This is a genomic window from Ruegeria sp. ABF4_144 (assembly GCF_056160045.1).
Genome location: NZ_JBSWWK010000001.1, coordinates 1,198,927 through 1,222,731 on the forward strand (window position 1 = coordinate 1,198,927; position 23,805 = coordinate 1,222,731).

The 23,805-nt window shown below is 59.7% G+C and carries 25 protein-coding genes; 15 read left to right on the forward strand and 10 right to left on the reverse strand.

The genetic code is table 11. The annotated features are described in order from the left end of the window. Window positions 1–41 precede the first annotated feature (41 nt). From speB to ACXAGD_RS06230, 3 genes are all read left to right on the forward strand, one after another. A complete protein-coding gene (gene speB, locus ACXAGD_RS06220) occupies window positions 42–989 on the forward strand; it encodes an agmatinase (RefSeq protein WP_475209108.1) in 948 nt (315 codons plus the stop codon). Between the two features lie 63 nt (window positions 990–1,052). Further along, the gene (locus ACXAGD_RS06225) at window positions 1,053–1,457 is read left to right on the forward strand and encodes a DUF1499 domain-containing protein (RefSeq protein ID WP_475209109.1); all 405 of its coding nucleotides are present in this window, start codon (window positions 1,053–1,055) and stop codon (window positions 1,455–1,457) included. Window positions 1,458–1,492: 35 nt separating this feature from the next. After that, a complete protein-coding gene (locus ACXAGD_RS06230) occupies window positions 1,493–1,840 on the forward strand; it encodes a DUF6404 family protein (protein WP_475209110.1) in 348 nt (115 codons plus the stop codon). 3 nt (window positions 1,841–1,843) lie between these two features. Here ACXAGD_RS06230 and ACXAGD_RS06235 read toward each other — a convergent pair whose 3' ends face one another. Beyond that, window positions 1,844–2,134, reverse strand: a complete 291-nt coding sequence (locus ACXAGD_RS06235) for a hypothetical protein (RefSeq protein WP_475209111.1) — start codon at window positions 2,132–2,134, stop codon at window positions 1,844–1,846. A 63-nt stretch (window positions 2,135–2,197) separates the two neighbouring features. Here ACXAGD_RS06235 and prfA point away from each other — a divergent pair, with 63 nt between their 5' ends. From prfA to ACXAGD_RS06250, 3 genes are all read left to right on the forward strand, one after another. Continuing rightward, a complete protein-coding gene (gene prfA, locus ACXAGD_RS06240; protein WP_475212514.1) occupies window positions 2,198–3,253 on the forward strand; it encodes a peptide chain release factor 1 in 1,056 nt (351 codons plus the stop codon). Further along, window positions 3,250–4,092: a peptide chain release factor N(5)-glutamine methyltransferase gene (gene prmC, locus ACXAGD_RS06245; protein WP_475209112.1), complete on the forward strand. Its 843-nt coding sequence runs from the start codon at window positions 3,250–3,252 to the stop codon at window positions 4,090–4,092. Before prfA ends, prmC begins: the two co-directional genes overlap by 4 nt. A gap of 243 nt (window positions 4,093–4,335) precedes the next feature. Further along, window positions 4,336–4,914, forward strand: a complete 579-nt coding sequence (locus ACXAGD_RS06250) for a DUF4167 domain-containing protein (protein WP_475209113.1) — start codon at window positions 4,336–4,338, stop codon at window positions 4,912–4,914. Between the two features lie 57 nt (window positions 4,915–4,971). Here the strand turns inward: ACXAGD_RS06250 and rsmA are convergent, their stop codons facing one another. The 5 genes from rsmA to lptG form a co-directional block, all read right to left on the reverse strand. Next, window positions 4,972–5,814, reverse strand: coding sequence for a 16S rRNA (adenine(1518)-N(6)/adenine(1519)-N(6))-dimethyltransferase RsmA (gene rsmA / locus ACXAGD_RS06255; RefSeq protein WP_475209114.1), 843 nt, complete (start codon window positions 5,812–5,814; stop codon window positions 4,972–4,974). An 84-nt stretch (window positions 5,815–5,898) separates the two neighbouring features. Then, entirely contained in the window at window positions 5,899–6,864 is a 966-nt protein-coding gene (pdxA, locus tag ACXAGD_RS06260; protein ID WP_475209115.1) for a 4-hydroxythreonine-4-phosphate dehydrogenase PdxA, read from the reverse strand. Beyond that, window positions 6,861–8,114, reverse strand: coding sequence for a peptidylprolyl isomerase (locus tag ACXAGD_RS06265; RefSeq protein ID WP_475209116.1), 1,254 nt, complete (start codon window positions 8,112–8,114; stop codon window positions 6,861–6,863). The genes pdxA and ACXAGD_RS06265 overlap by 4 nt, the downstream gene beginning before the upstream one ends. Then, complete coding sequence (locus ACXAGD_RS06270; protein ID WP_475209117.1) at window positions 8,105–10,267, reverse strand: LPS-assembly protein LptD; 2,163 nt, start codon at window positions 10,265–10,267, stop codon at window positions 8,105–8,107. Before ACXAGD_RS06270 ends, ACXAGD_RS06265 begins: the two co-directional genes overlap by 10 nt. After that, complete coding sequence (lptG, locus tag ACXAGD_RS06275) at window positions 10,267–11,367, reverse strand: LPS export ABC transporter permease LptG (protein WP_475209118.1); 1,101 nt, start codon at window positions 11,365–11,367, stop codon at window positions 10,267–10,269. The genes ACXAGD_RS06270 and lptG overlap by 1 nt, the downstream gene beginning before the upstream one ends. 240 nt (window positions 11,368–11,607) lie before the next feature. On the opposite strand from lptG, the gene ACXAGD_RS06280 reads away from it, so the two are divergent. The 3 genes from ACXAGD_RS06280 to ACXAGD_RS06290 are packed head-to-tail and all read left to right on the forward strand — an operon-like array spanning window position 11,608 to window position 14,622. Continuing rightward, window positions 11,608–13,074, forward strand: coding sequence for a leucyl aminopeptidase (locus ACXAGD_RS06280; RefSeq protein WP_475209119.1), 1,467 nt, complete (start codon window positions 11,608–11,610; stop codon window positions 13,072–13,074). Between the two features lie 4 nt (window positions 13,075–13,078). Beyond that, complete coding sequence (locus ACXAGD_RS06285; RefSeq protein WP_475209120.1) at window positions 13,079–13,537, forward strand: DNA polymerase III subunit chi; 459 nt, start codon at window positions 13,079–13,081, stop codon at window positions 13,535–13,537. Window positions 13,538–13,575: 38 nt separating this feature from the next. Beyond that, window positions 13,576–14,622: an aldo/keto reductase gene (locus ACXAGD_RS06290; RefSeq protein WP_475209121.1), complete on the forward strand. Its 1,047-nt coding sequence runs from the start codon at window positions 13,576–13,578 to the stop codon at window positions 14,620–14,622. Between the two features lie 69 nt (window positions 14,623–14,691). Here ACXAGD_RS06290 and ACXAGD_RS06295 read toward each other — a convergent pair whose 3' ends face one another. Further along, on the reverse strand, window positions 14,692–15,678 hold the full coding sequence (locus tag ACXAGD_RS06295; RefSeq protein ID WP_475209122.1) for a GlxA family transcriptional regulator: 987 nt from the start codon (window positions 15,676–15,678) through the stop codon (window positions 14,692–14,694). 131 nt (window positions 15,679–15,809) lie between these two features. Here ACXAGD_RS06295 and bcoG point away from each other — a divergent pair, with 131 nt between their 5' ends. From bcoG to ACXAGD_RS06310, 3 genes are all read left to right on the forward strand, one after another. After that, window positions 15,810–16,727, forward strand: coding sequence for a 3-dehydrocarnitine:acetyl-CoA trimethylamine transferase BcoG (gene bcoG, locus ACXAGD_RS06300; RefSeq protein ID WP_475209123.1), 918 nt, complete (start codon window positions 15,810–15,812; stop codon window positions 16,725–16,727). A 113-nt stretch (window positions 16,728–16,840) separates the two neighbouring features. Next, entirely contained in the window at window positions 16,841–18,307 is a 1,467-nt protein-coding gene (locus ACXAGD_RS06305; RefSeq protein WP_475212516.1) for a carnitine 3-dehydrogenase, read from the forward strand. Then, window positions 18,304–19,065 (forward strand): SDR family oxidoreductase, encoded by a 762-nt coding sequence (locus tag ACXAGD_RS06310; RefSeq protein WP_475209124.1) that lies wholly within the window; start codon window positions 18,304–18,306, stop codon window positions 19,063–19,065. Before ACXAGD_RS06305 ends, ACXAGD_RS06310 begins: the two co-directional genes overlap by 4 nt. A 6-nt stretch (window positions 19,066–19,071) precedes the next feature. Here the strand turns inward: ACXAGD_RS06310 and ACXAGD_RS06315 are convergent, their stop codons facing one another. After that, window positions 19,072–19,254: a hypothetical protein gene (locus ACXAGD_RS06315; protein WP_475209125.1), complete on the reverse strand. Its 183-nt coding sequence runs from the start codon at window positions 19,252–19,254 to the stop codon at window positions 19,072–19,074. 83 nt (window positions 19,255–19,337) lie between these two features. Next, a complete protein-coding gene (locus ACXAGD_RS06320) occupies window positions 19,338–20,204 on the reverse strand; it encodes a helix-turn-helix domain-containing protein (RefSeq protein WP_475209126.1) in 867 nt (288 codons plus the stop codon). 107 nt (window positions 20,205–20,311) lie between these two features. On the opposite strand from ACXAGD_RS06320, the gene ACXAGD_RS06325 reads away from it, so the two are divergent. From ACXAGD_RS06325 to ACXAGD_RS06335, 3 genes are read left to right on the forward strand one after another with little or no spacing between them, the layout of a single operon-like run. After that, window positions 20,312–20,515, forward strand: a complete 204-nt coding sequence (locus tag ACXAGD_RS06325; RefSeq protein ID WP_475209127.1) for a DUF2061 domain-containing protein — start codon at window positions 20,312–20,314, stop codon at window positions 20,513–20,515. Further along, window positions 20,508–21,380, forward strand: coding sequence for a fatty acid desaturase (locus ACXAGD_RS06330; RefSeq protein ID WP_475209129.1), 873 nt, complete (start codon window positions 20,508–20,510; stop codon window positions 21,378–21,380). Before ACXAGD_RS06325 ends, ACXAGD_RS06330 begins: the two co-directional genes overlap by 8 nt. 21 nt (window positions 21,381–21,401) lie before the next feature. Further along, window positions 21,402–22,304: an EamA family transporter gene (locus tag ACXAGD_RS06335; protein ID WP_475209130.1), complete on the forward strand. Its 903-nt coding sequence runs from the start codon at window positions 21,402–21,404 to the stop codon at window positions 22,302–22,304. A 97-nt stretch (window positions 22,305–22,401) separates the two neighbouring features. Here ACXAGD_RS06335 and ACXAGD_RS06340 read toward each other — a convergent pair whose 3' ends face one another. Beyond that, window positions 22,402–23,760, reverse strand: coding sequence for a DEAD/DEAH box helicase (locus ACXAGD_RS06340; RefSeq protein ID WP_475209131.1), 1,359 nt, complete (start codon window positions 23,758–23,760; stop codon window positions 22,402–22,404). Between the last annotated feature and the right edge of the window lie 45 nt (window positions 23,761–23,805).

Consider the following 23,805-nt stretch of genomic DNA (forward strand, 5'->3'; position numbering starts at 1 on the left):
GTATCTGGTTAACCAAAAGACCGGACGGGAGAGATACGGGCATGACTGACTTTAACCAACCGATCAGCGGCAATGATCTGGCGCGGTTTTCAGGGCCGAACACGTTCATGCGACTGCCGCAGGCGGATACTTTGGCCGGGCTGGATGTGGCCGTGCTGGGCATTCCGATGGATATTGGCACTTCGTGGCGATCGGGCACACGGTTCGGGCCGAAACAAATCCGAAGCGAAAGCGCGATGATCCGGCCCTATAACATGGCGAATTCCGCGGCCCCCTTCGACAGCCTGCAAATTGCGGATATTGGCGATCTGGCGATCAACACGTTCTCGCTGGCCGACAGCTTGAAGATCATCAAGGAAAGCTATGATGCCATTCTGGCGCAGGGGGTGACGCCTGTTGCGATGGGCGGCGATCATTCAATCACTTTGCCGATCCTACGTGCGGTTGCCGCCAAGCACGGTCCGGTGGCGCTGGTGCATGTGGATGCTCATGCGGATGTGAACGACGAGATGTTCGGCGAGAAGGAGACCCATGGGACCGTCTTTCGCCGGGCCTACGAAGAGGGGCTGATCGTCCCTGACAAGACCTTTCAGATCGGCATTCGCGGCTCGGGTTACGCGGCAAGCGACTTTACCGATGCCAAGGGCTGGGGCTTCCGCCAGTTTCCCGCTTGGGAGTTGTGGCAGCAAAACCTGACCGAGATTGGCTCGCAAATCCGCAAAACTGTCGGGGATCACCCGACCTATATTTCATATGACATTGACAGCCTCGATCCTTCCTTCGCGCCCGGCACCGGAACGCCCGAAATCGGAGGGTTGACGACGCCGCAGGCGCTGCAACTGATCCATGCGCTGGCAGGGATGAACGTGGTGGGCTGTGATCTGGTCGAGGTCTCTCCGCCTTATGACCCCACGGGCAACACCGCGCTGACGGCCGCGAACCTGCTGTTCGAGATGCTGTGCATCCTGCCTGGTGTGACGCCACGGTAGGGTGACCTGCATCTTGCCCGACCTGTCTTTGCGAATACTGTTTGCGAAAAGAACGGGTCCGGGATGAAAAAAATGGTGTTTGGGCTGATTGTTGGTCTGGTTGTGGTGTTAGGCGCCTATATTCGGCTTGCGCCCTCTGACCCGGCGAAATGGCACGTGGCACCTGTAGGTGAAGCTGACAAAGACATGAAAGACGGTGTCCTTCGCGTGGTTAAAACCGGGCCGGACGGCTTGGCTCGGCTGGACGCCATCGCAAGAGGGGCGCCGCGCACCACGGTGATAGCCGGATCGGTGGATGAGGGGATGATCACCTATGTCACCCGCACCAAAGTGATTGGCTTTCCCGATTACACCACTGCTCAGCAGGACGGAGACACCCTGCGCATTTATAGTCGGTTGAGGTTTGGGCGATCAGACTTTGGAGTAAACAAGGCAAGGGTTGATGGGTGGTTAGCCGCTCTGCAATAGGTTGAATTCGCGTCATTTATTCCCATATAGGTGGTATGAGTGACTATGAAAGAAAGTATCAACGCGCAACTGCCGAGCTGGAGAATGCGGGGCTACAGGAAAGGGGGGTGACGCCGCCGGTTACCCGTTTTCTCAGGAAAATCGGTTGCGAGCCGCGACCTCAGTATTACCGAACCACAGTATCTAGATTTGCCTATGATCCATTGATCCTTGGTGGCGCTTGGGGGTTGGGGATGTTCTTTGTGACTGATGTTCCCGTGTGCTTGATTGCGATGTTTGTTCTGGTGTCCGCTGCATTTGGTTATCTTCTTACGGGATTGTCCGAAATCACAATTCTTCGGCAGCGCAAGCGGCAGAATTTAAGCAATTGGGAAGACTTTTAACGGCTAAAGTGCGTTAGCAGGATTATCGGGCGCGTCCGAGGCAGGCCAGTCAGTTTGTAAATTCGAAGACAGGCACCCCTCCTGCACCTCGCGCCACATGGGCACGTTCAAAGACATCTGACATTGCGCCGTGAACATACGGCCATCGACCTGCAGGCAGATCAATTCACCCAGTTCAATGCGGGTTCCGGATTTATCGGTGCAATAACAGTCCTGAACCTTGCCCTTGGGACCGACGACATCGGCTAGGGCAGGGGCTGCGCACAGTAAGAAAACAAGCGCTAATCGTGTCATACGCGTCAGCTTAGCACAGGGACGGGCCTTGACCAAAGCCTCGGATTGATAGACACCGCGCGGATGATCCCCGAAGAACGCCTTGAACAGATAACCCAGCGATTCCAATACCTCGAAGCCGCCATGGCCGATGGCGCCTCGGGAGGGGACATTGCAGCCCTTGCCAAAGAGTATTCGGACCTCAAACCGGTGGTTGATCAGATCATGGCGTGGCGGCAATTGGTCGGCGATCTGGCTGAGGCGGAGGTGATGCTGGCCGACCCTGACATGAAGGAACTCGCCGAAGAGGAAATCCCCAGCCTGCAAGCCCGCATCCCCGAGGCAGAACACGCGCTGCAACTGGCGCTGCTGCCACGCGATGAGGCGGACGCGCGGCCCGCGATGCTGGAAATCCGTCCCGGAACTGGCGGGGACGAGGCGGCTCTGTTCGCAGGGGACCTGCTGCGCATGTACCAGCGTTACGCGGAAGGGCGCGGCTGGCAGTTTGAAATCATCGAGGAACAGGCCTCGGACTTGGGCGGGATCAAAGAAGTTGTTGCCCATATCAAGGGCGACAATGTTTTCGCCCGGATGAAATACGAATCCGGTGTTCACCGGGTGCAGCGTGTGCCTGAAACCGAAAGCGGCGGGCGCATCCATACGTCAGCGGCAACAGTTGCGGTTCTGCCTGAGGCCGAGGATGTGGACATCCAGATCGACGCCAATGATATCCGCATCGACACAATGCGCAGTTCCGGCGCGGGTGGGCAGCATGTGAACACCACGGACTCGGCGGTGCGGATTACACACCTTCCGACCGGTTTGGTGGTGACGAGTTCTGAGAAATCGCAACACCGCAACCGTGAGATCGCGATGCAGGTGTTGAAAACACGCCTCTACGATCTGGAACGCCAGCGAATCGATAGTGAACGTTCCGCCGATCGCGCCAGTCAGGTCGGATCGGGCGACCGCTCCGAGCGGATCAGAACATACAACTTCCCGCAGGGTCGCATGACGGATCACCGCATCAACCTGACACTGTACAAGCTGGATCAGGTGATGCAGGGCGATCTGGATGAGGTGATCGACGCGCTGACAGCCGATGATCAAGCTCGCCTGCTGGCCGAGATGGCACAATGATTGCGGCGTTAACAGCAGCGCAGGCGATGGTCGCCGCCACCGCGCGCTTGCGGGCCGCAGGCGTGACCGATCCGGCGCGTGATGCGCGGGTGTTGCTGGCCCATGCCGCGCGAATCGAGGCCAGCCGGGTCACACTCATCGCACCCGAGGAGCTTTCGCCTGAAATCGCCGAACGCTATGATCAGTTGATCTCGCTGCGCGCCATTCGGGTTCCAGTGTCTCATCTTCTCGGTGAGCGGGAATTCTATGGCCGTCAGTTCCGAGTCAGCCGCGATGTGCTGGACCCGCGGCCCGAAACTGAGACGCTGATCGAGGCCGCCCTGAGCGAACCGTTCGATCACGTGTTGGACCTGGGCACCGGGTCGGGTTGCATCCTGATTACGCTGCTGGCCGAACGTAGCAGCGCCTCGGGCATCGGCGCGGATCTGAGCGAATCCGCTTGCCTGCAGACAAGCGCCAATGCGGTGCAGCATCGGGTGCAGGAGAGGGCCGAGATTTTACGCTCGGATTGGTTTGAGAACATAGAAGGTCAGTTCGATCTGATTGTTTCAAACCCGCCCTATATCTCACTGTCAGAGATGAACGATCTGTCCCCCGAAGTACGGGATCATGAGCCGCGCATGGCACTTACGGATGAGGGCGACGGGCTTGGCGCATACAGGCACATTGCGGCCGAAGCGCCGGATTTTCTGATCCCGGGTGGGCGGATTCTCGTGGAAATCGGGCCGACACAGGGTCAAAGCGTCGCATCGCTGTTTCAGGCGGCGGGGTTGGCCGAGGTTCGGATTATCCCAGATCTCGATGGCCGTGACCGTGTTGTTTTGGCCAGAATGCCGTAAATACTGTGTCAGGTGAGGCTGAAAAGCGCCGATTAATGTAAAAAAGCTGCGAATTTTTGGACAAACCTCTTGTCTGCGCGCGCTGGACATGCTTACTCAGAGTTAGTCGGAGAGGTTGACGCTGTTACAGCGGGCCCCTGACGCCAAGCCCAAAAAAGTCGACATCGTGTGACGGCTACAGCCATTGAGCAGTGCAGGACGCGACGTGATCGGCATCGAATGACAAGGCTGACGTAAAGTAAGATGAGATCTTCCAAATCCCGCTCGCGGGCCAAGAATAACCGCAATCGTCCTTCTGGCGGCAACGTTGTTAACCGGGTTTTTGACAGCTCGGGTCCTGAAGGCAAGGTGCGCGGTACGCCCCAGCAGATCATTGATAAATACAACCAGTTGGCGCGCGACGCTCAACTGTCGAATGACCGAGTGGCCGCAGAAAACTTTCAGCAGCACGCGGAGCATTACCTGCGCCTGCTAAGCGATGCGCAGCGCGAGATTGAAGCGCGCCGCGAAGAGCAAGAGCGCCAGAATCGCGAGCGTCAGGCAGAGCGTGATCGCGAACGCGCCGAGCGTCAGGAACGCGAAGCCGCCCGTCAGGCCGATCCGGCTGACGCGCCGCAGCCCGACGTGATGGACTTTGGCACACCTGAGGCCGCACCCGAAAGCGGTTTGGTCGAGACACCGGAAAGCAAGGGGTCCGAACCCGCGCCAGCGCAGGAAAAAAAGGAAAAACCTGCGCGTAAGCCGCGGGCGCGTAAGCCCAAGGCAGCGCCTGCCGAAGATGCCCCCAAGACGGATGGGGATGCACCGGAAGCAGCCGAGTAAGCGCAGGCACAAAAAATACAAAAGCCCCGATTTCTCCGGGGCTTTTTCTTTTTTCGATCAGTTTTTTTTGATTTCGCGGGCCAGCGCACAAAACGCCTCGAGCGGCACTTGCTCGGCCCGTTCTGTGGGCTGGATGCCAGCCGCTAACAGACGATCTTCGATATCAGGCGCAATGCCTTTCAATGAAGCACGCAACATCTTTCGACGCTGGTTGAAGGCGGCGGCTACGACGCGTGACAGGGTTGCGGCGTCGGCGGGATAGCGGGGTTCGGGCAGGGCGGTCAGATGGACCACCGCGCTGGACACCTTGGGCGGTGGGGTGAAAGCTCCGGGCGGCAGAGACATGGCGATCCGCGCCTCAGCCCGCCATTGGGCCAGGATAGCCAGTCGACCATAGGCCTTGCTGCCGGGCTGGGCGACGATACGCTCGGCCACCTCGCGCTGGAACATCAATGTCAGGCTTTGCCAGAAGGGCGGCCATTCAGGCGGGGTCAGCCAGCGCACCAGCAATTCGGTGCCAACATTGTAGGGCAGGTTGGCCGCAATTCGGATCGGCGGCGTCAGGTGCGCCAGCGGATCGATTTCCAGCGCGTCACCATTGATCACGTCAAGCCGTCCCGGATAGGCGGCGGCGATGTCGTTCAGGGCGGCAATGCAGCGGGTGTCTTTTTCGACCGCAACTACCTTTCGCGCGCCTACAGACAGCAACCCGCGGGTCAGACCGCCGGGACCGGGGCCAATTTCCAGCACGTCACAATCCGCAAGGTCTCCGGCCTGACGCGCGATCTTAGCTGTCAGGTTCAGGTCCAGCAGAAAGTTCTGGCCCAGCGACTTACGCGCCGAGAGCTGGTGTGTCGCGATGACCTCGCGCAGAGGGGGAAGATTGTCGATTGCACTCATGATCCGGTTACCGTGGCGCAAGGAGTGGAGGGTGCGCCAGTGAATTTATGGCTCCGGCGGGGATATTTGGGCCCAGGTGAAGGATCAAGAGCTTTGTGCCATGCGTTGCGCCAGCTTTAGGGCCTCGATCAGGCTGGTGGGGGTGGCAATGCCTTTGCCCGCGATATCCAACGCGGTGCCGTGGTCGGGTGAGGTGCGGATGAACGGCAGACCCAGCGTCACGTTCACACCTCGGTCGAAATCCAGCGTTTTGATCGGGATCAGTGCCTGATCGTGATACATCGCAATCGCCGCGTCGTAGTTTGCACGGGCGGCGGCGTGAAACATTGTGTCTGCCGGATGCGGACCAGAGACCGTGTATCCATCCGTAGACAGATCTTCGATCAGCGGGGTGATCCAGTCCAGCTCTTCTCGTCCCATCTTGCCGCCTTCGCCGGCATGCGGGTTCAGGCCTGCAATTGCGATACGGGGATGTTCGAAACCGAATTGGCGGCGCAGGCCTTCGGCGGTGATGGAGATTGTTTCGCGCAACAGATCCGGCGTAAGGGCCGAGGGGACCTGAGACAGGGGGATGTGGATGGTCGCCGGCACCACGCGCAATTGGTCGCTGGCCAGCATCATCACCACCCTTTTGCGATCGGCGAGAGCGGCCAGAAACTCGGTATGTCCGGGATAGGCAAAACCAGCCCCTTCGATCAGGGCTTTTTTGTGGATGGGGGCCGTGCACAGTGCCGAGGCGGCACCGCTTTGGACCAGTGACACGCCCTGTTCAATCGCGTCAATCACATAGGGTGCGTTGGCGGGGTCCGGCTGGCCGGGAATATTGGGTGCCGGGAATTCGAGATGCAGCACCGGCAAGGCGCTGGTGCAGATGTCCGCGGCCTCGGAAGGATGCAAAATGCGTTCAACCGGGGTATCGGACGGCAGATGTGAAGCATCACCAATAAAGAAAAACGGACAAGTGCTGCGCAGGTCCGACCACGCCCTTGCTGCGATTTCCGGGCCTATACCGGCCGGGTCGCCGCAGCTGAGCGCAATCGGGGCCGTCATTGCTCGACGATGGTCGCTTCGGCACGCAACTGCGCCAGCAAGCTGTTGGCAAAGGCCTCGAGCCGTTGCTGGGTGAGGGCGTTGGCAACGTCCGCTCGTGTCGTTTCTTCGCCCAAATCGCGGGTGCGGGTGCAGAGCATCAGGAACATCAGCGTTTGGCCGTTGTTGCGAGTCAGAGTGGTCGAGACTTCGTTAATGTCCAGCTTGGCAAGCTCCAGTGCCACGTCACGTGGGATCTCTCCGGGGCTGGCCTGAATCCGTTGCAACACTTCGGGCGGCTGGTCCTTGGCTATACCGTAGAGGTCATCGCAGGTGTCGATTTCTTCCCTCAGTTTGGCCGCCTTAGCCAACGTTTCGGCACTGCGGCCACCGGGCATGTTGTAGATCGCATAGTCGATCTCGGAATAGCGGGTGGTGCCTGTTGCAACCTCGCGCAGGCCACGCATCTGGAACAGGGCGATGGCGTTGGGCAGTGACAGGGGTTGGGTGATGTCCCCGTTCTTGAGACCGATGATCACCGGTTGCAGGGCCGGTGGCAGGCTTGCCAGGTTCAGCCAGTCCAGCCGCCCGCCATTGTCGCGCGTGGCAGCCGCCGAGTACTGTGTCGCGGCCGCTGAAAACGAGTCAAAACCTTCCAGCTGGGAAATCTCTTCGGCCAGGAGTTCAGCCTGCGCCACGGTCTGTTGATTCACTGGGATGATGATCTCGGACAACAGCACTTGCAGGCCGCCGCCGTCGGTTTGCCCCAGTGCGCGGTTGATCTCGTCCTCGGAAGGGCGCGCCTGTGACAGGAAGCGCGCGCCGACATATTCGCGCCACGTAATCTGATCAGCGACGAAATCGCGAACGGTTTCGCGCCCAACGCCCTGATCAGCCAGCAATTGAAGGAACTGATCGGACGACAATTGTCCGCGCGCAGCAAACTCGTCGATACCCGCCTGAACATCTTCGGGCCTGGCCTCGATTCCCGCCTCGCGCATAACCTGCCTGCGTAGCCGATCATCGATCAGGGCCTTGCGCACTTCGTCCTCGGACGCGCCGGGCGCGCCCAGAGCGGTCAGGAACTGTTGCCGCTGGCCCAGTTCGTACCACGTGATGATGTCCTGATTGACCTTGATGGCGGGCGAAAACAGGCTTTGCGCATCGGCCTGAGGCGATGTCATTGCCAGCATTGCCCCGACCAGCACAGGGGCGACCGGTTTAAGCCAACCGGAGCGAAGGAAACTGGAGAAACCTGAAATCAACTGCATCTTCTCTTGAACTGTTGGCCGCCACCTTGGACGGAGTATCCTGTCAGGGCTACGGTAAAGCCGAATTCTGTCGAAGGCTCAATACTTGATGACGACGTATAGCGCCTGCTGACGTTCATGTTAACCTGCACACATTCATTCTGATACGTGACGCCCAACTCATAGCGGATCGGCTCGGACTCGCTCAGGTCATAGCGCGCCAGAGCGGTTGTGTTCCAGTTCTGATCCACACGGTAACGTCCGGTCAACCAGATCTCGGAAATCTTGTCATCTACGTTTTCCGCCGGATCTGGCTCTTGCCAGACAAAGCTGCTGGCAACGCCTACGGTCGGTTTCTGCCACGCGGCTCGGACTTCGGCCTTGGCAAAGCTGAAATCCCCGTTCAGCAGGCCGCGCCCGGCCAGAGACCAGCCATTTGCGGTTTGAATCTGAGCGGCCAACAGCAAATCCGAGCTTGTGCCCTGCAAACCGGAGGTCAGGTTGAAGTTGGGGTTCGCATCGGCGCGGAAAACTTGACCAATTGTAGCCAACGCGCGCCAGTTTCCGGCAGAATAGCGCGACCAGTTCACGCCGACGACGCCGGTCAGACCGTCTTCGCGCTGGTCCGGGGCAGGGAAGCGTGAGAGCGACAGCAGGTTACCCTGATCAAACTCCTGAAAGGTGCTTTCGTCGTTGGGGACATCGTCGTTGGTCACATGAGTCCAGCCGATCTGAGCGATCGGTTCGAGGATCTGTGTCGCCCCAGAAGTTTCTCGCTTGCGCATCGGGTAGCGCAGCGTCAGCGCCGCGCGTGGGGTGGCCCGGGTCACCTGATCGGGGAAGTTGCTGTCATGGCGGATATTGAACGTATCTACAGATGTGCCTACGCGCGCCTCGGCCCGCAGGCCGGACGCAAAGGTCCAATTGCGCAGCCATTCCGCGTCAAATGTTGCACGGGCGATATCGCGGCCAACCACGTCCTCGTCGCTGGTGCGCTCATGCGCGTGCGTAATAAAGCTCAGCCGGACCTCGCCACCCACTGTCGTGGGGAACAGTCGTTTCTGATAGTACAGGTCGAAAACCCGCGAGGGGATTTCATCCTGGTCTTCACTGTCGCGCAGAGTTTTGTAGTGGATGAAACTGGTGCGGAACGCGGTATCGCGCTTGATCCGTTCCAGGGCGACCTCGCTGCGCAGCCGGTCAAGATCGGGCAGGCCGTAGTCGGCCAGGTACGAGTCGTCGGAAGTGGTCCGGATGTTGAACAGGAACCGGTAACCGTCATTGAGGTTGAACCAGCCGTTGGCGAACAGATATCCCCGATCCTCGTTCGGTTGCAGGTCGTCGCGGGTATAGGCGCCCTCAAGCTGGATTCGTCCATTCTTGAATGCCTGCCGAAACCGTAGCCCAAGGGTCTTGGTCTTGGGCGAGATATAGGGGGTCAGCGTCAGGTCCTTGTGATCCCCTATCTTGATGAAATAGGGCACCAGAACGCCGGTCCCCAATTGCGACGTTGTCCGAACCGATGGCACCAGAAACCCTGTTGCGCGCTCCAGCGTCGGGTCCGGCAGCCGCAAATAGGGGAAATAGAACACAGGCACGTCCAGCACCCGCAGTTGCGCCCCTTCGAAATAGAGCTGCCGTTCCAACTGATCATGCGTAACCTTGCGCGCGCGGATCTGCCAGATTGGAGGTTTACCGTTGGCACAGACATGGCACGAAGTAGCCGAAACCTTGCTGAACTGCGTGAACCTTCCCGCCGCGCGGGTCGCCTGTACCGAGGCGATCTGAACCTGTTGGTCGAACACCATCCGGGCACCGATCAGCAGACCGTTCTGAATGCTGTCATCCAGCTCGGCTGAATCCGCCAGGATCGTGGTTGCGCCGGCTTCGTCGAGACGGATCGGACCTTCCAGCGTCAGCGCTCCGGTTTCGCGGTCATAAGTGATACGGTCAGCGGTAATTTTGACTTCGCCCTGAAAGGCTTCGACATTCCCTTCGGCGACCAGCACACGCTCGGGCGTGATGAAGATCTCATCGGCGACCAGCAGCGCGGGTTGTTCTTGCGCTTGAGCATCTTGGGCCGGATCGTCGACGGGCTGGGCCTGAGCCACAGCGCCGTTCGGCAGTGTCAGCGCGACAGCGCCTGACAGCAGAAGGCGGGACAGGATTCGCATCAGCCGTCCTCCGCATGAAGCAGAAGACCAAGAGATAGAAGAATGGCTGCAAAGGGCGGAGCCCAGGCTGCGACGACGATTGGCAATTGACCGTTTTCCCCGAGTATTTGGGCAAAGTTACGAACGAAGTAGATGGCAAAGCCCAGCAGAACCGCGGACAAAACCGCAATGCCGGTGCCGCCAAAGCGTACATGGCGCATGGTGAAGGCCGCGCCGATCATCACCATCGCCATCAGAAACAGAGGCCGTGCCAATTGGACCTGCAGCCAGACCTCGTATTGTTTGGTGGAAAATCCAGCCTCGCGGAGGTCGCGGATCAGCTGGGGAAGATCGTAGACCGAAACCGAATCCTGCTGGCCCAACGTGTCCAGAATGCGCTGCCGTGTCAGGGTAGTCGGAATTTCAATCTCGGCGTACACCTCTGCGTCGGATTCGGGGTTCAGGTCATCAGCCAGCGACCAGATTTTCGCGTTGGACAGAATCCATGACCCGTTCGATAGCCGCGCCTGGTTGGCAAAGATCTGCCGTGTCGGTTTCCCATCAGGCGAGAATGAGATGATCGTGACCCAGGTCAGCTCCAGCGGGTCAGCATTCGTGGTGCCCCGCGCGTGAATGACCGATTGTCCATCAGCCGATCCCTGCCGCAGCCAAAGCCCTTCGCTGGTGATGGACAGGGCGGATTCGCCTTTGTTTTTATAGGTATCGGAGAGGCGCTTGAACTCCTCGGACGTGGCGGCAGTAATCGGGTTCAGCAATGCCACCGCAAGGGCACCAATCACCAGCGCCAAAGTCACGGGTGCTAACAAGGCCCGGATACCGGACCGCCCGATGGCACGTGTCACCACCAGTTCGGAACTGCGTGCCATCCCAACAAACAGCGCGATGGTGGAGAGGATGACCAAAAGCGGTAGCATTTCGCTGATCGCTGCCGGTGTATTCAGCAAGGTCAGGTGCAGCAGGGCGCCAAAGGACAGGTTTTCCGAGTCGAACCTGCGGGCCTGTTCAACCAGATCGATCAGAATCAGCAGCGTCAGAAAAATGCCGCCGATGACTAGGAAACTCTGAATGAACCGGCGGGCGAAATAGCGGTCGAGGATCACGAATGTGCCTCCGGCCAGACGGCATCCTTGGGGAATTGGGCGATCACCAGGCCAGAATCACCGTCGCCTGCGCGGATGCGCACCGGCTTATGCCTGCCCTGTCTCGCCAACTTGTTCTCCCCCGATCCTGCCGGAATTTTTTGGGGACTGTAATGCAATTGGCGCGCGGGGAAAACTGCTATCTGGTCAAGCCGTCCGGCGCGGGCTAGGTCTTGGGGAACAGATTTTGAGGAGTTTGCAATGAGCAGTCTTGTACCGATCCGGTTTCAGCCCTTTGACGTGGACGTAATGGCACAAGCCGAAGGGCGCGTGGCTGTTATCGTGTCGCCCGAAGGCAAGATGAGCCCCGCAGTGCGTCGTGCCAATCGACTGACCCGTGGCGCGGTTGCCCGGCTGGTTGAAAGCACCCGCTTTGAAAAAGTGAAATCGGGCGATGTGATCTCTCTGGCGTGGCCCGGCGGTATGGCGGCCGAAGCGCTGGACATCGTCGTTCTGGCGCGCCGCCCCGATACGGCCGAGGCGCGCAAGGCCGGTGCCGCTCTGGCCAAACTAGCGGGCGGCAAGGCCCTGCTGGTGATGGCGGGTAATCAGCCGCGCAGCGAAGATCTGGCCATGGGCATCGCCCTGCGCAGCTATGACTTCGACGCGCATAAGACCAAGGACTCGGATGAGGCCGGGACCGTCACTATCAGCCACCAGAAGGCTGATGAGGTCGAGGCCGCCTTTGCTCCGCAATACGCGGTGGCGGATGGCGTGCGCATGACCCGCGACCTGACCAACGAACCGGCCAACATTTTGACCACCACCGAGTTCGCCGACCGTCTGGTTGAGATGAAGGAACTCGGCCTCGAGGTCGAAGTTCTGGACGAAGACAAGCTGGAAGAGCTGGGCATGCGCACGCTGCTGAGCGTCGGGCAGGGCTCGGTCAGCCCGTCCAAGGTTGTGGTGATGCAGTGGAACGGCGGCGACAAGGGTGACGCTCCGTTGGCCCTTGTCGGTAAGGGCGTGGTGTTTGACACCGGTGGTATCTCGCTGAAGCCTGCGGGCGGCATGGAAGATATGACCATGGACATGGGCGGCGCAGGCGTTGTTGCTGGCACCATGCGTGCACTGGCCAAGCGCAAAGCTAAGGCCAACGTGGTTGGTCTGGTGGGTCTGGTCGAGAACATGCCCTCGGGCAACGCGACCCGTCCCGGCGACGTGGTCAAATCGATGAAGGGCGACACGGTCGAAATCATCAACACCGACGCTGAGGGCCGTTTGGTCTTGTGTGACGTGATGTGGTACGCGCAGGAGCGGTTCCAGCCGGTGGGCATGATTGATCTGGCGACCCTGACCGGCGCGATTATCATCGGTCTGGGGCATGAGAATGCCGGTGTCTTCTCGAACAATGACACGTTCTGCGACGCCTTCTTGAAATCGGCTAAGGCCGAGGATGAAGGCGCGTGGCGGATGCCATTGGGTGAGGCCTATGACAAGCAGTTGAAATCGCGCATTGCCGATATGAAGAACGTGGGCGGTCGTCCCGCGGGTTCAATCACTGCCGCGCAGTTTCTGCAGCGGTTCGTGAAAGAGGAGACACCGTGGATTCATCTCGATATCGCGGGTGTGGCTTCGGTTTCGTCGGAAACATCCTACGCACCCAAAGGGGCCACCGGCTGGGGCGTCCGTGCCCTCAGTCGTCTTGTTCAGGACAATTTCGAGTAATCCGATGGGCGCCGTCTATTTCTACCACCTGACCCGTCAGCCGCTGGAGTACACATTGCCGGTGCTACTGGATAAGGCGCGGCAGGCTGGGTGGAAGATCGCCGTGCGGGGTACTGATCCGGCACGGATGGACTGGCTAGATGAAAAACTGTGGCTGGGGCGGGAAGAGGATTTTCTGCCCCATGGCCGCGAAGGCGGCCCGCATGACGCGGCGCAGCCCATTTTGCTGACAACCGGGCCACAGGCCGCCAACGACCCGGCGTGCATTATGGCCGTAGATGGGGCGGCTGTTGATCCAGACGAAGTCTCAGCGCTGGAGCGAGTCTGCATTCTGTTCGACGGCAATGATGGTGAGGCTGTTCAGCATGCGCGGGGCCAGTGGAAAGCCCTGACCGACGCGGGATGTTCGGCACAATACTGGTCCGAAGAATCGGGTCGGTGGGAGAAAAAGGCCGAAGCGTAAGCCGCTGGCTTTCAAAGTAAATCTTGGGAGAGTGACAGATGGAAATGAAGCCTTTGGGCCGTACCGGCATCATGGTGACCGACCTGTGCCTTGGCACCATGACCTTTGGTACGCAGACATCCGAGGCGGATGGGCATACGCAGATCGATATGGCACTGGAGGCCGGGATCAACTTCGTCGACACGGCCGAGATGTACCCGGTGAACCCGATCTCGAAAGAGACCGTGGGCCGGACCGAAGAGATATTGGGCAACTGGAATGCCGCCAACCCGGCGCGGCGGGGCGACTATGTTCTGGCGACCAAGCATTCAGGCGCCGGGTTTGCCCATGCTCGTGACGGGGTGTGGATTTCAGGTGAGACCATCCCCGAGGCGATTGAAGGTTCGCTGCGGCGGTTGCAGACGGACTGCATTGATCTCTACCAGTTTCACTGGCCGAACCGCGGTAGTTACATGTTCCGGCAGAACTGGAACTACTCACCATCGGGGCACAACACGAACGAAGTTCTGGATAACATGCAGGACTGCCTGACGGCACTGCAGGCCCAGGTGGACAAGGGCAACATCCGTGCTTTTGGCCTGTCGAACGAAAGCGCCTGGGGCACAGCGCAATGGCTGCGGATCGCCGTGCAGATGGGTGCGCCGCGGGTGGCTTCGGTGCAGAACGAATACTCTCTGCTCTGCCGTCATTTCGATACGGACATGGCCGAGCTGAGCGTACATGAGGACGTGGGGTTGATGGCCTTTTCGCCTTTGGGAGCAGGGTTTCTGACCGGTAAGTACCAGGGTGGCGCGGTGCCCGAAGGATCACGCATGGCGCATAACGCAGAGATGGGTGGGAGAAAGTCAGAGCGAGTCTTTGATGCAGTTGCAGCCTATCAGGCGATAGCAGAGCGTCACGGGCTGGACCCGGTTCATATGGCGCTGGCCTGGTGCCGCACGCGGCCCTTCATGATGTCAGCCATTTTCGGTGCGACGACGGTTGCGCAGTTGGAGCATATTCTGACCGGTAAGGACCTGCGGCTTTCGGATGAGATCGTGGCTGAAATCAGTCAGGCGCACCGCGCGCATCCGATGCCGTACTAGGGGGCGCTGCCCCCGCCGAACTGCGCGCGACTCCCCCAGGATATTTTGGGTCGGATGAATGGGATCCTGTCAGTGATGAGTGGGCTGCGTGCGCTCGTGTCTCAGGTCGCGGGCTGACAGGCCGTGGGCGGTGCGGAAGGCACGAGCAAAGCTGGACTGTGAGGCGAACCCGGTGGCAAGTGCCACGTCCATTAGCGGCATGTCGGTGTCGGACACAAGACGGCGGGCCTCGGCCAGGCGCAGTTGCAAATAGTGATCTTGGGGCGTCGTGTTTAGGCGCAGACGGAATTGCTGTTGCAGTGTGCGGGGACTGGTGCCGAGGGATTCTGCGATGTCCGCCAGCGGAAGGGGTTCGTCCAGAGACGATTCCATCAGCGAATTTGCCTTGGCGGTCAAAGCTGTATGACGATGCGGGATACCGGTTCTGCTTTGCGGCTTCGTTGGCTCGGGCGCGCCATCGTAAAGGAACAACCCAGAGACACGGGCGGCAAAACCCGATCCGTGGCGAGCGGCAATAATGTGCAGCATCATCTCGATTGCAGGCATCGCGCCGCCTGATGTCAGGCGGTTGCCCGAAACAGTGTATCTGTCGGATCGCACATCAACGTCCGGGAAACGGGCGGCAAAAGTCTCCTTGTCCTCCCAATGGGTCGTGGCGGCGTGACCGTCGAGCAATCCGGCTTCAGCCAGCAGCCAGGGGCCACCGTCAATGCCGGCCATCGTGGCACCGGTGCCTGCGATGCGGCGAAGGCCTGCCAGCAGGCTAGGTGTCGCGTGGCGCGCCAGTTGGAACCCGGCCACGACAATCATCAGATCGCAGCCTTGTAGGCGGGCCAGAGGGATGCCGGGTACGGTCAAGGCGCTGGTGAGCATCGCGGGTTCTGCCGTGGCGGTGACATAATCCCAGTCAAAGGCCGGTCGATCTGCCAGACGGTTGGCTGCGCGCATCGGGTCGACGGCGGATGCGAAGCTAAGCGTGTTGCATTCGTCCAGCACCAGCACTGCCGTTTTCAGGGCGCGATGTTCGGGTTGAAGTATGTTTTTTGCGGATTTCATCAAGTTCGATTCGCATTCTGGCAAGTGTTTGCACAAGGCTGCGTCAGACTCGGTCTTTAACGCAAATCGGAATCCGTGGAGAAGCCTGGGGAAAACCCGGGCATATCAGGGTATAACTTGGGGAGAACTTCATGCCTTTGGAAATGAACCGCGAAGTCTTTATCACATGTGCCGTCACAGGTTCGGGCGGGACGCAGGATCGTAGCCCGCACGTGCCGCGCTCGCCGCAGCAAATTGCCGACAGTGCGATTGCTGCGGCCAAGGCCGGAGCGGCGGTGGTTCATTGCCATGTGCGCGATCCCGAGACCGGCGCGCCCAGCCGCCGTCTGGACCTGTACCGCGAGGTGACCGACCGCATTCGCGACGCTGATGTGGACGTCGTATTGAACCTGACCGCCGGGATGGGTGGGGACATAGTCTTTGGTGGTGTCGAAAGCCCGTTTCCGGTGAATGAAGCCGCCACCGATATGATCGGTGCCACCGAACGTGTGGCCCATATCGCGCAGTGCCTGCCTGAGATCTGCACACTGGACTGCGGCACCATGAACTTTGCAGAAGCCGACTATGTCATGACCAATACCCCCGGCGCATTGCGCGCGATGGGGCAGATGATGACCGACATGGGCGTGAAGCCCGAGATTGAGGCGTTTGACACCGGCCATCTGTGGTTTGCCAAGCAACTGGTGAAAGAAGGAATTCTGGAAGCCAACGCTTTGGTCCAGTTGTGCATGGGTGTGCCGTGGGGCGCGCCGGACGATCTGAATACCTTCATGGCGATGGTCAACAACGTGCCCGACGAATGGACCTTCAGTGCCTTTGCTCTGGGGCGCAATCAGATGGCCTATGCCGCAGCTGCGGTTCTGGCGGGCGGCAATGTGCGCGTTGGTTTGGAGGACAACCTGTGGCTGGACAAAGGCGTACTGGCCGAGAACTGGCAGTTGGTCGAGCGTGCCAGCACCGTGGTGTCGAACATGGGAGCGCGGGTGATCGGGCCTCAGGAAGTGCGTGAGAAGCTGGGGCTGACCAAACGGGCACCAGTGGCCGCTTAAGGGACTTTCTGTTGGGGGGATTGGGGGCCAGCCCCAACCCTTCGGATTTTGGGCAAAAAAATGAATACATGGTGCCTGAATGAACTTTGGGAAGCTTTCAGGCTGGAGGAATGTTGATGAAAACAGCAGCTATCATTGGCGGTGGCGTGATCGGCGGCGGTTGGGCCGCTCGGTTCCTGCTGAATGGGTGGAACGTCCACGTGTTCGACCCGGACCCCGAGGCCGAACGCAAAATTGGCGAGGTTCTGGACAATGCGCGGCGCTCGCTGCCGGGGTTGAGCAATGTGCCTCTGCCGCCCGAAGGCGCGCTGACCTTCCACGATGACTTGGCCGAGGCGGTGCAGGGTGCCGCGTGGATTCAGGAAAGCGTGCCAGAGCGACTGGACCTGAAACTCAAGGTCTACAAGGGCTTGCAAGAAGCATGTGATCCGGGCGCGATCATCGGATCTTCGACAAGCGGGTTTAAACCTTCTGAGTTGCAAGAGGGTGCGCTGCGTCCGGAACAGATCGTGGTGACGCACCCGTTCAACCCGGTCTATCTGTTGCCGCTGATCGAAGTGGTCCCGACAGACAAGAACTCGCCCGAAATGATTGAGCACGCGCAGCAGCTGCTGAAATCCGTCGGTTTCTTCCCGCTGTACGTCAAAAAGGAAATCGACGCGCACATCGCCGACCGCTTTCTTGAGGCCGTCTGGCGTGAGGCGCTGTGGCTGGTCAAGGATGGTATCGCCACCACCGAGGAGATCGACGAGGCAATTCGAATGGGCTTTGGCATCCGCTGGGCCCAGATGGGTCTGTTCGAGACCTACCGCGTGGCGGGCGGTGAGGCGGGGATGCGGCATTTCATGGCGCAGTTCGGGCCCGCGTTGAAGTGGCCGTGGACCAAGCTGATGGATGTGCCCGAGTTCACTGATGAGTTGGTCGATATGATTGCCGATCAGTCGGATGCGCAATCGGGGATGCACTCGATCCGCGAGTTGGAACGTATCCGCGACAACAATCTTGTCGGCATGATGCGGGCGCTGAAGGCGCAGAACTGGGGTGCGGGCGCGGTGCTGAACCAGCATGACGCGGTGCTGAAACCCGGCGCGCTGCCGACGATGGAGCAGGCGGATCTGAGCCAGCCCATCCTGACCGTTGCGCGCGCAGTGCCACTGGATTGGACCGACTATAACGGCCACATGAACGAGGCGCGCTATCTTGAGGCCTTTGCCGACGCGACTGACCGGTTCATGGAGATCATAGGCTGTGACGCGGACTATATCGCCTCGGGCGGCAGCTATTTCACCGCCGAGAACCATATCCGTTACATCGACGAAGTTCACGCTGGCGCCAAGATCGAGATTCGCACGCAGATGTTGCTGGGGCAGGGCAAGAAGCTGCATGTCTTCCACAGCATGTATGAAGGCGACAAGCTGATCGCTACAGGAGAAAGCTTCCTGCTGCATGTGAGCCTTGAAACCCGCCGCCCCAGCGCGCCGACAGCCGAAATTGAGGCCGCAATGGCCCGCATCGCCGATGCGCAGGCCGGATTACCTTACCCGGAAGGGGCCGGTGCCGCGATCCGGAAACCAGCATGAGCGGGCGCGTTCTGATTACGGCTGGGGCCTCGGGCGTGGGCCGCGCCATGGCCGAAGCCTTCGATGAGGCGGGTGCTCAAGTTTGGGTAGCGGATGTGGACAAGGCTGCGTTGGACGGATGCCCGGCGCACTGGAAACGGTCTGAAGTAAACGTGGCGGACGAAACTGCCGTGGCTGCGTTGTTCGCTGAGATTCAGGCCGCGTGGGGCGGGTTGGACACGCTCTGCGCAAATGCGGGCGTCGCCGGGCCGACGGCTCTGGTCGAGGATGTGGCGCTGGACGATTGGCGGTTTTGCCTTTCGGTCAACCTTGAGGGCGCATTCCTGTGCGCGAAATATGCGGCACCGATCCTCAAACTGCAGGGCGGCGGTGCCGTGGTGATCACCTCATCCACCGCCGGGCAGTACGGCTACCCCAACCGCGCACCCTATGCGGCAGCGAAATGGGGGGTGATCGGACTGGGCAAGACGCTGGCGATGGAGCTGGGGTCGCACGGTGTGCGGTGTAACGTCATCTGCCCCGGCGCGGTCGAAGGTCCCAGGATGGAGGGCGTGCTGACCCGTGAAGCAACGGCAAAGGGCATGACCCGAGATCAGGTCTATGACGGCTATGCGGCTGGTACCTCGATGGGTCGGTTCGTTGAAGGGCACGATATTGCAAATATGGCCGTGTTCCTCGCCTCGGATGCGGCGCGGTTGGTGTCGGGTCAGGTGATTGCCGTGGACGGCCATACCGTGAATCCTGACCCGAAGATTTAGGCCGTATCAGCCCTGATTTGGCCCTCGGAACTGGCGGATGGTCTGACGGACCGCCTGCCAGTCCTGCGCTTGCTGCATATTCCCGGCGGCTTCGCATTCGCGCATTTTCTTGGCAGCTTCCGCCTCGGCCTGGTCACCATGTGCGGTATAGAGCGCTCGTGCGTATTGAGCAGTTTGAATTGCGTCCATTCCTGTCGTCCTCCCGTCTGTGATCGGAACACCCGAAGGTTCGCGCCGAACGACGATAGCACAAGAACGTGGCCTGTGCATCCTTACCGGTCGGCGATTGATGCGCGCAACTGCCTGAGGTGGTCTGAAAAGTCGCGTGCGGTCAGGTCTGCCTCGCGCACCAAGCGGTCGAAATGGCGCGTAAACGTCTCTATCCGGTCGCGGTCGCGGAAGGCCATATAGTGGCTGCCCGCGTAGAAAACGCATAGAAGCGGGCCAAAAATGGTCACCGGGGCCGAATATAGCCGTTTTGCATCAAACAGATAGATGCGCAGGCGGGGATAAAGTTGTTCGCAAATTTCCAGCAGATGATCGATCTGCTCCAGCCGGATTTTGGGGCACAAACCTTCGTAATACCCCGAGGCATGGGCGAAACTGTCGATCTCGTACAGCGGCATGGCGATTTCATAGTCCGACTGCGCGCTGCGCATCCATGTCAGGCGGTCCGCCGACGCTCCGATCGCCTGATCTGCAGTCCGGCCCAGATGGGGCGCGTATTCCCATTCCAGCACGGCGCGGGTCTTTAACATATCGGGCAAAGTCGCTGGAACATAACGGATTTTGTAACCCGCCGCCTCTTGGTGCCATTCGAAAATACGCTCATCCACCAGCGCGCGGGGGGCTTCAGTCATGGTCAGAGAGCTGGCCAGCAATTCGGCGGCGCTTTCCGGCCGGTCCGACAGGCTCAGCAGCCAATCCGCCGACACCCCAAGGGCCGAGGCGCAACTGCCCACCACATGCGCGTTCGGCAGGCGCGCGCCCTCATCGGTCAAAAGCTGCGAAACGGTCGAGCGATCCACACCGATAAGCCGCGCCAGCGCGCTCTGGCTGACATGGCGTTCCTCCATGGCGCGGGCGAGTCGCAGTCGAAACTGTGCCGCGCGGTCTCGTTTGTCGATTTTATCCTGCATATGTTTGAAAATATCACAGATGATGAGTTTTGTTAATCATATTCAGAATTTTCAACGGATGCGTCGACCCGTAATTTTAAAGACATAACAATAATATGGGTGACGGAATGGAGACACGGCGAAGATCAGTCGTGAAGGCTGTGCTGTGGAATGTAATGGGTTTGGTCGTGATGACGCTGGTGGGGCTGATGGCCACCGGGTCAGCCGCGATTGGCGGCACACTTGCGATTGTGAATACGGCCATAGGCCTGACAATGTACGTGATTTACGAGCGCATCTGGGCAGGCATCTCGTGGGGTCGCAATGTCTAGGCCCGCGACACCAGAGTGGGGCACCTTGGCCCTGATCGCGGCGTGTTACGGCGCGTGGTTGGCCGTGGTGTTTCTGTTGCCGCTATGGCTGGCGATTCCCGCGATGGCAGTTGTGGCCGCGTTGCATTCTTCGCTGACACACGAAGCGCTGCACGGTCACCCGTTTCGCACCAGGTGGTTGAACGAGGCGCTGATGGTGCTGCCATTGACCCTGTTCATTCCTTATCAGCGGTTCCGAGACTTGCATCTGGCACATCACCGGGATGAAACGCTGACCGATCCCTATGATGATCCCGAATCCAACTATTTGGACCCGCAGGTGTGGGGCACTTTGCCAGGTTGGAAACAACGGTTGCTGCGTGTGAATAATACCCTGTTGGGGCGGATCGTTTTGGGTCCGGCGCTCGGGCAAATCGCATTCATGCGCAACGAGTTGCGCGGCGGGCGTGAAGTTGTACGGGCCTGGGCGCTGCATCTTCCCGGAGTTGTGGCGGTGCTGTGGATCGTGGCGCAATCCCAAATGCCGATTTGGGCCTATGTTCTTTCGGCCTATTTTGGTTTGGGTCTGGTGAAGATCCGCACCTTCCTGGAACACCGCGCTCATGAAAATGCCGGTGCCCGAACGGTGATCATCGAAGACCAGGGCCCGCTGGCATTTCTGTTTCTCAACAACAACCTGCACGTCGTTCATCACATGAATCCCGGTGCGCCGTGGTATCGGCTGCCCGGCCTGTATCGCGCTGAAAAAGGCCGGTATCAAGATCGGAATGAGGTCTATGTCTTTCGTTCCTACGCGCAGATTTTCCGCGCGTATTTCCTGCGGGCGAAAGACCCGGTTGCGCATCCTCTCTGGCCAAAGGGTTGATTTAACGACACAAGGGAATCCATGAGTTTGTGGATTCCCGTCACTGTCGCCGCCGCCTCGTTCCAGACCGTGCGGTTTATGCTGCAAAAGTCGCTGAGCGCCGTAAAACTGACTGCGGCCGGCGCGACCTTTGCCCGGTTCGCATATTCCCTACCGCTGGCGTTGCTGGGGCTGGCTGTGGCTTTGCAGGTGACCGGATTCAGCTTGCCGCCTTTAACAGCCAAGTTCTTTCTGTTTGCCGTCATTGGCGGAATGGCACAGATACTGGCGACCATCTGTGTTGTTGCCCTGTTCAAGCAACGCAACTTTGCCGTTGGGATTACCTTTAAAAAGACTGAAGTGATCCAGACCGCCATTGTCGGTTTTCTGGTGCTGGGCGATCAGATCTCGGCCGGTGCGCTGGTGGCGATTTTTGTGGGTCTGCTGGCAGTGCTGCTGCTGTCAAAATCACCCGGAGGAGACGGGGTGTGGTGGACGCATCTTACCAATCGCGCCTCGCGGCTGGGGCTGGGATCGGGGGTGTTGTTTGCCTTTTCGTCGGTCAGCTATCGGGGCGCTTCGCTGGAACTTGGTGATATCGACGCTTGGTTCCGCGCGCTGGTGACGCTGGCCGTTGTGGTGACGATCCAGTTTCTCAGCATGGGGATTTGGCTGTTGTGGCGCGACCGGGCCGAGCTGATTGCGGTGTGGCAGACCCGCCGGACTGGCGTTTTTGTCGGCCTGACCAGCCTATGCGGCTCGTTCTGCTGGTTCTTTGCCTTCACGCTGCAGAACGCGGCGTATGTCAAAGCGCTGGGGCAGGTCGAGTTGCTGCTCAGCCTGTCAGCATCGCTCTTGTTTTTTCGGGAAACCATCACCCGGCGTGAGATCGCCGGGATGACGTTGCTTGGCCTGTCGATACTGGCGCTGGTGCTGGCGATTTAGGTCGTGTTTGACCCCAGGGTCGGAGAAACGCTGGTTTTCAGCGGTCGCACCGTCAGGCGACAGACAGCGAAAACCGGTTCTAGGCAATCAATCCCGACTAGCCAGCACGGCGTTCGTCAAAGCTGAGGGCAATGAAGCTGGGCAGGTGATCGCCCATGCCCACAACAGCGGGACCGTTGTCATCGCGGCGACCACGACCTCTGGGCTCTTTGTCCTTCTTGCGGTCGCCTCTTTTACTTTCAGCTTTTTTGCCGTCCTCAGACTTTGCTTTTTTCTCAGGCTTCGGCTTTTCGGCCTTCGGCTCTTCCTTGACCGGATTGTCCAGCCGCGGGATGTCCTTCTGAATCAGCTTTTCGATCGCATCCAAGGCCTTTTCGTCACGGCCCGAACAGATGGTGATCGCCTTGCCCTCGCGTCCGGCACGGCCGGTGCGGCCGATCCGGTGTACGTAATCCTCGGCATGGCCGGGAACGTCGAAATTGAACACGTGGCTAACCGACGGAATATCCAGCCCACGCGCGGCTACGTCCGATGCCACCAGTAGGCGCAGAGAACCGTCGCGGAACCCGTCCAGCGTTTTCATTCGCTGTGATTGGTCAAGATCGCCATGGATCGCGGCGGCGTTGTAGCCGTATTTCTTCAGCGATTTCGCGCAGATATCCACATCCGTCTTACGGTTGCAGAAGATGATCGCGTTGGTGCACTTGTCACCCTCGGCGTCGATCAGCGCGCGCAGAACCTTGCGTTTTGCGCTGGCCTCGCGGTCGCGACGGCCGCCTTTGAACATGACCACGCCCTGTTCGATGGTCTCAGAGGCTGTTGCTTGACGGGCAACTTCAATCCGGGCGGGGGCGGAAAGGAACGTGTCGGTGATCCGCTCGATCTCGGACGCCATTGTGGCCGAGAAGAACAGGGTCTGGCGCGTGAACGGTGTCAGCGAGAAGATGCGTTCGATATCCGGGATGAAGCCCATATCCAGCATCCGGTCGGCCTCGTCCACCACCATAATCTGAACGCCGGTCAGCAACAGCTTGCCGCGCTCGAAATGGTCCAGCAGGCGACCCGGAGTGGCGATCAGCACGTCGACGCCACGGTCGATCAGGGCGTCCTGTTCTTTGAAGCTAACACCGCCAATCAACAGCGCTTTCGTCAGTTTCACATTTTTGGCGTATGTGTCGAAGTTCTCGGCCACCTGCGCGGCCAGTTCCCGTGTCGGGCACAGCACCAGCGAGCGCGGCATACGTGCACGCGCACGGCCACGGGCCAGCAGGGTGATCATCGGCAGGGTGAAGCTGGCGGTCTTGCCAGTGCCGGTCTGGGCGATCCCCAGAACATCCTTGCCCTCAAGCGCAGGTGGAATTGCACCTTCCTGGATCGGGGTAGGGGTTTCGTATCCGGCTTCCTCAATGGCTTTGAGGACCTTCGGGTTCAGGTTCAGTTCGTTAAACTTTGTCATGTATGTCCGGTTCAAGCGGACTCTAGACCTGGCCCGCGCGTCAAA

Bases quoted from the DNA above. Each gene is read 5' to 3' on its own strand.
- speB (WP_475209108.1), top strand. From the start codon at position 42: ATGACTGACTTTAACCAACCGATCAGCGGCAATGATCTGGCGCGGTTT.
- ACXAGD_RS06225 (WP_475209109.1), top strand. From the start codon at position 1,053: ATGAAAAAAATGGTGTTTGGGCTGATTGTTGGTCTGGTTGTGGTGTTA.
- ACXAGD_RS06230 (WP_475209110.1), top strand. From the start codon at position 1,493: ATGAGTGACTATGAAAGAAAGTATCAACGCGCAACTGCCGAGCTGGAG.
- ACXAGD_RS06235 (WP_475209111.1), bottom strand. From the start codon at position 2,134: ATGACACGATTAGCGCTTGTTTTCTTACTGTGCGCAGCCCCTGCCCTA.
- prfA (WP_475212514.1), top strand. From the start codon at position 2,198: ATGATCCCCGAAGAACGCCTTGAACAGATAACCCAGCGATTCCAATAC.
- prmC (WP_475209112.1), top strand. From the start codon at position 3,250: ATGATTGCGGCGTTAACAGCAGCGCAGGCGATGGTCGCCGCCACCGCG.
- ACXAGD_RS06250 (WP_475209113.1), top strand. From the start codon at position 4,336: ATGAGATCTTCCAAATCCCGCTCGCGGGCCAAGAATAACCGCAATCGT.
- rsmA (WP_475209114.1), bottom strand. From the start codon at position 5,814: ATGAGTGCAATCGACAATCTTCCCCCTCTGCGCGAGGTCATCGCGACA.
- pdxA (WP_475209115.1), bottom strand. From the start codon at position 6,864: ATGACGGCCCCGATTGCGCTCAGCTGCGGCGACCCGGCCGGTATAGGC.
- ACXAGD_RS06265 (WP_475209116.1), bottom strand. From the start codon at position 8,114: ATGCAGTTGATTTCAGGTTTCTCCAGTTTCCTTCGCTCCGGTTGGCTT.
- ACXAGD_RS06270 (WP_475209117.1), bottom strand. From the start codon at position 10,267: ATGCGAATCCTGTCCCGCCTTCTGCTGTCAGGCGCTGTCGCGCTGACA.
- ACXAGD_RS06280 (WP_475209119.1), top strand. From the start codon at position 11,608: ATGAGCAGTCTTGTACCGATCCGGTTTCAGCCCTTTGACGTGGACGTA.
- ACXAGD_RS06285 (WP_475209120.1), top strand. From the start codon at position 13,079: ATGGGCGCCGTCTATTTCTACCACCTGACCCGTCAGCCGCTGGAGTAC.
- ACXAGD_RS06290 (WP_475209121.1), top strand. From the start codon at position 13,576: ATGGAAATGAAGCCTTTGGGCCGTACCGGCATCATGGTGACCGACCTG.
- ACXAGD_RS06295 (WP_475209122.1), bottom strand. From the start codon at position 15,678: ATGAAATCCGCAAAAAACATACTTCAACCCGAACATCGCGCCCTGAAA.
- bcoG (WP_475209123.1), top strand. From the start codon at position 15,810: ATGCCTTTGGAAATGAACCGCGAAGTCTTTATCACATGTGCCGTCACA.
- ACXAGD_RS06310 (WP_475209124.1), top strand. From the start codon at position 18,304: ATGAGCGGGCGCGTTCTGATTACGGCTGGGGCCTCGGGCGTGGGCCGC.
- ACXAGD_RS06315 (WP_475209125.1), bottom strand. From the start codon at position 19,254: ATGGACGCAATTCAAACTGCTCAATACGCACGAGCGCTCTATACCGCA.
- ACXAGD_RS06320 (WP_475209126.1), bottom strand. From the start codon at position 20,204: ATGCAGGATAAAATCGACAAACGAGACCGCGCGGCACAGTTTCGACTG.
- ACXAGD_RS06325 (WP_475209127.1), top strand. From the start codon at position 20,312: ATGGAGACACGGCGAAGATCAGTCGTGAAGGCTGTGCTGTGGAATGTA.
- ACXAGD_RS06330 (WP_475209129.1), top strand. From the start codon at position 20,508: ATGTCTAGGCCCGCGACACCAGAGTGGGGCACCTTGGCCCTGATCGCG.
- ACXAGD_RS06335 (WP_475209130.1), top strand. From the start codon at position 21,402: ATGAGTTTGTGGATTCCCGTCACTGTCGCCGCCGCCTCGTTCCAGACC.
- ACXAGD_RS06340 (WP_475209131.1), bottom strand. From the start codon at position 23,760: ATGACAAAGTTTAACGAACTGAACCTGAACCCGAAGGTCCTCAAAGCC.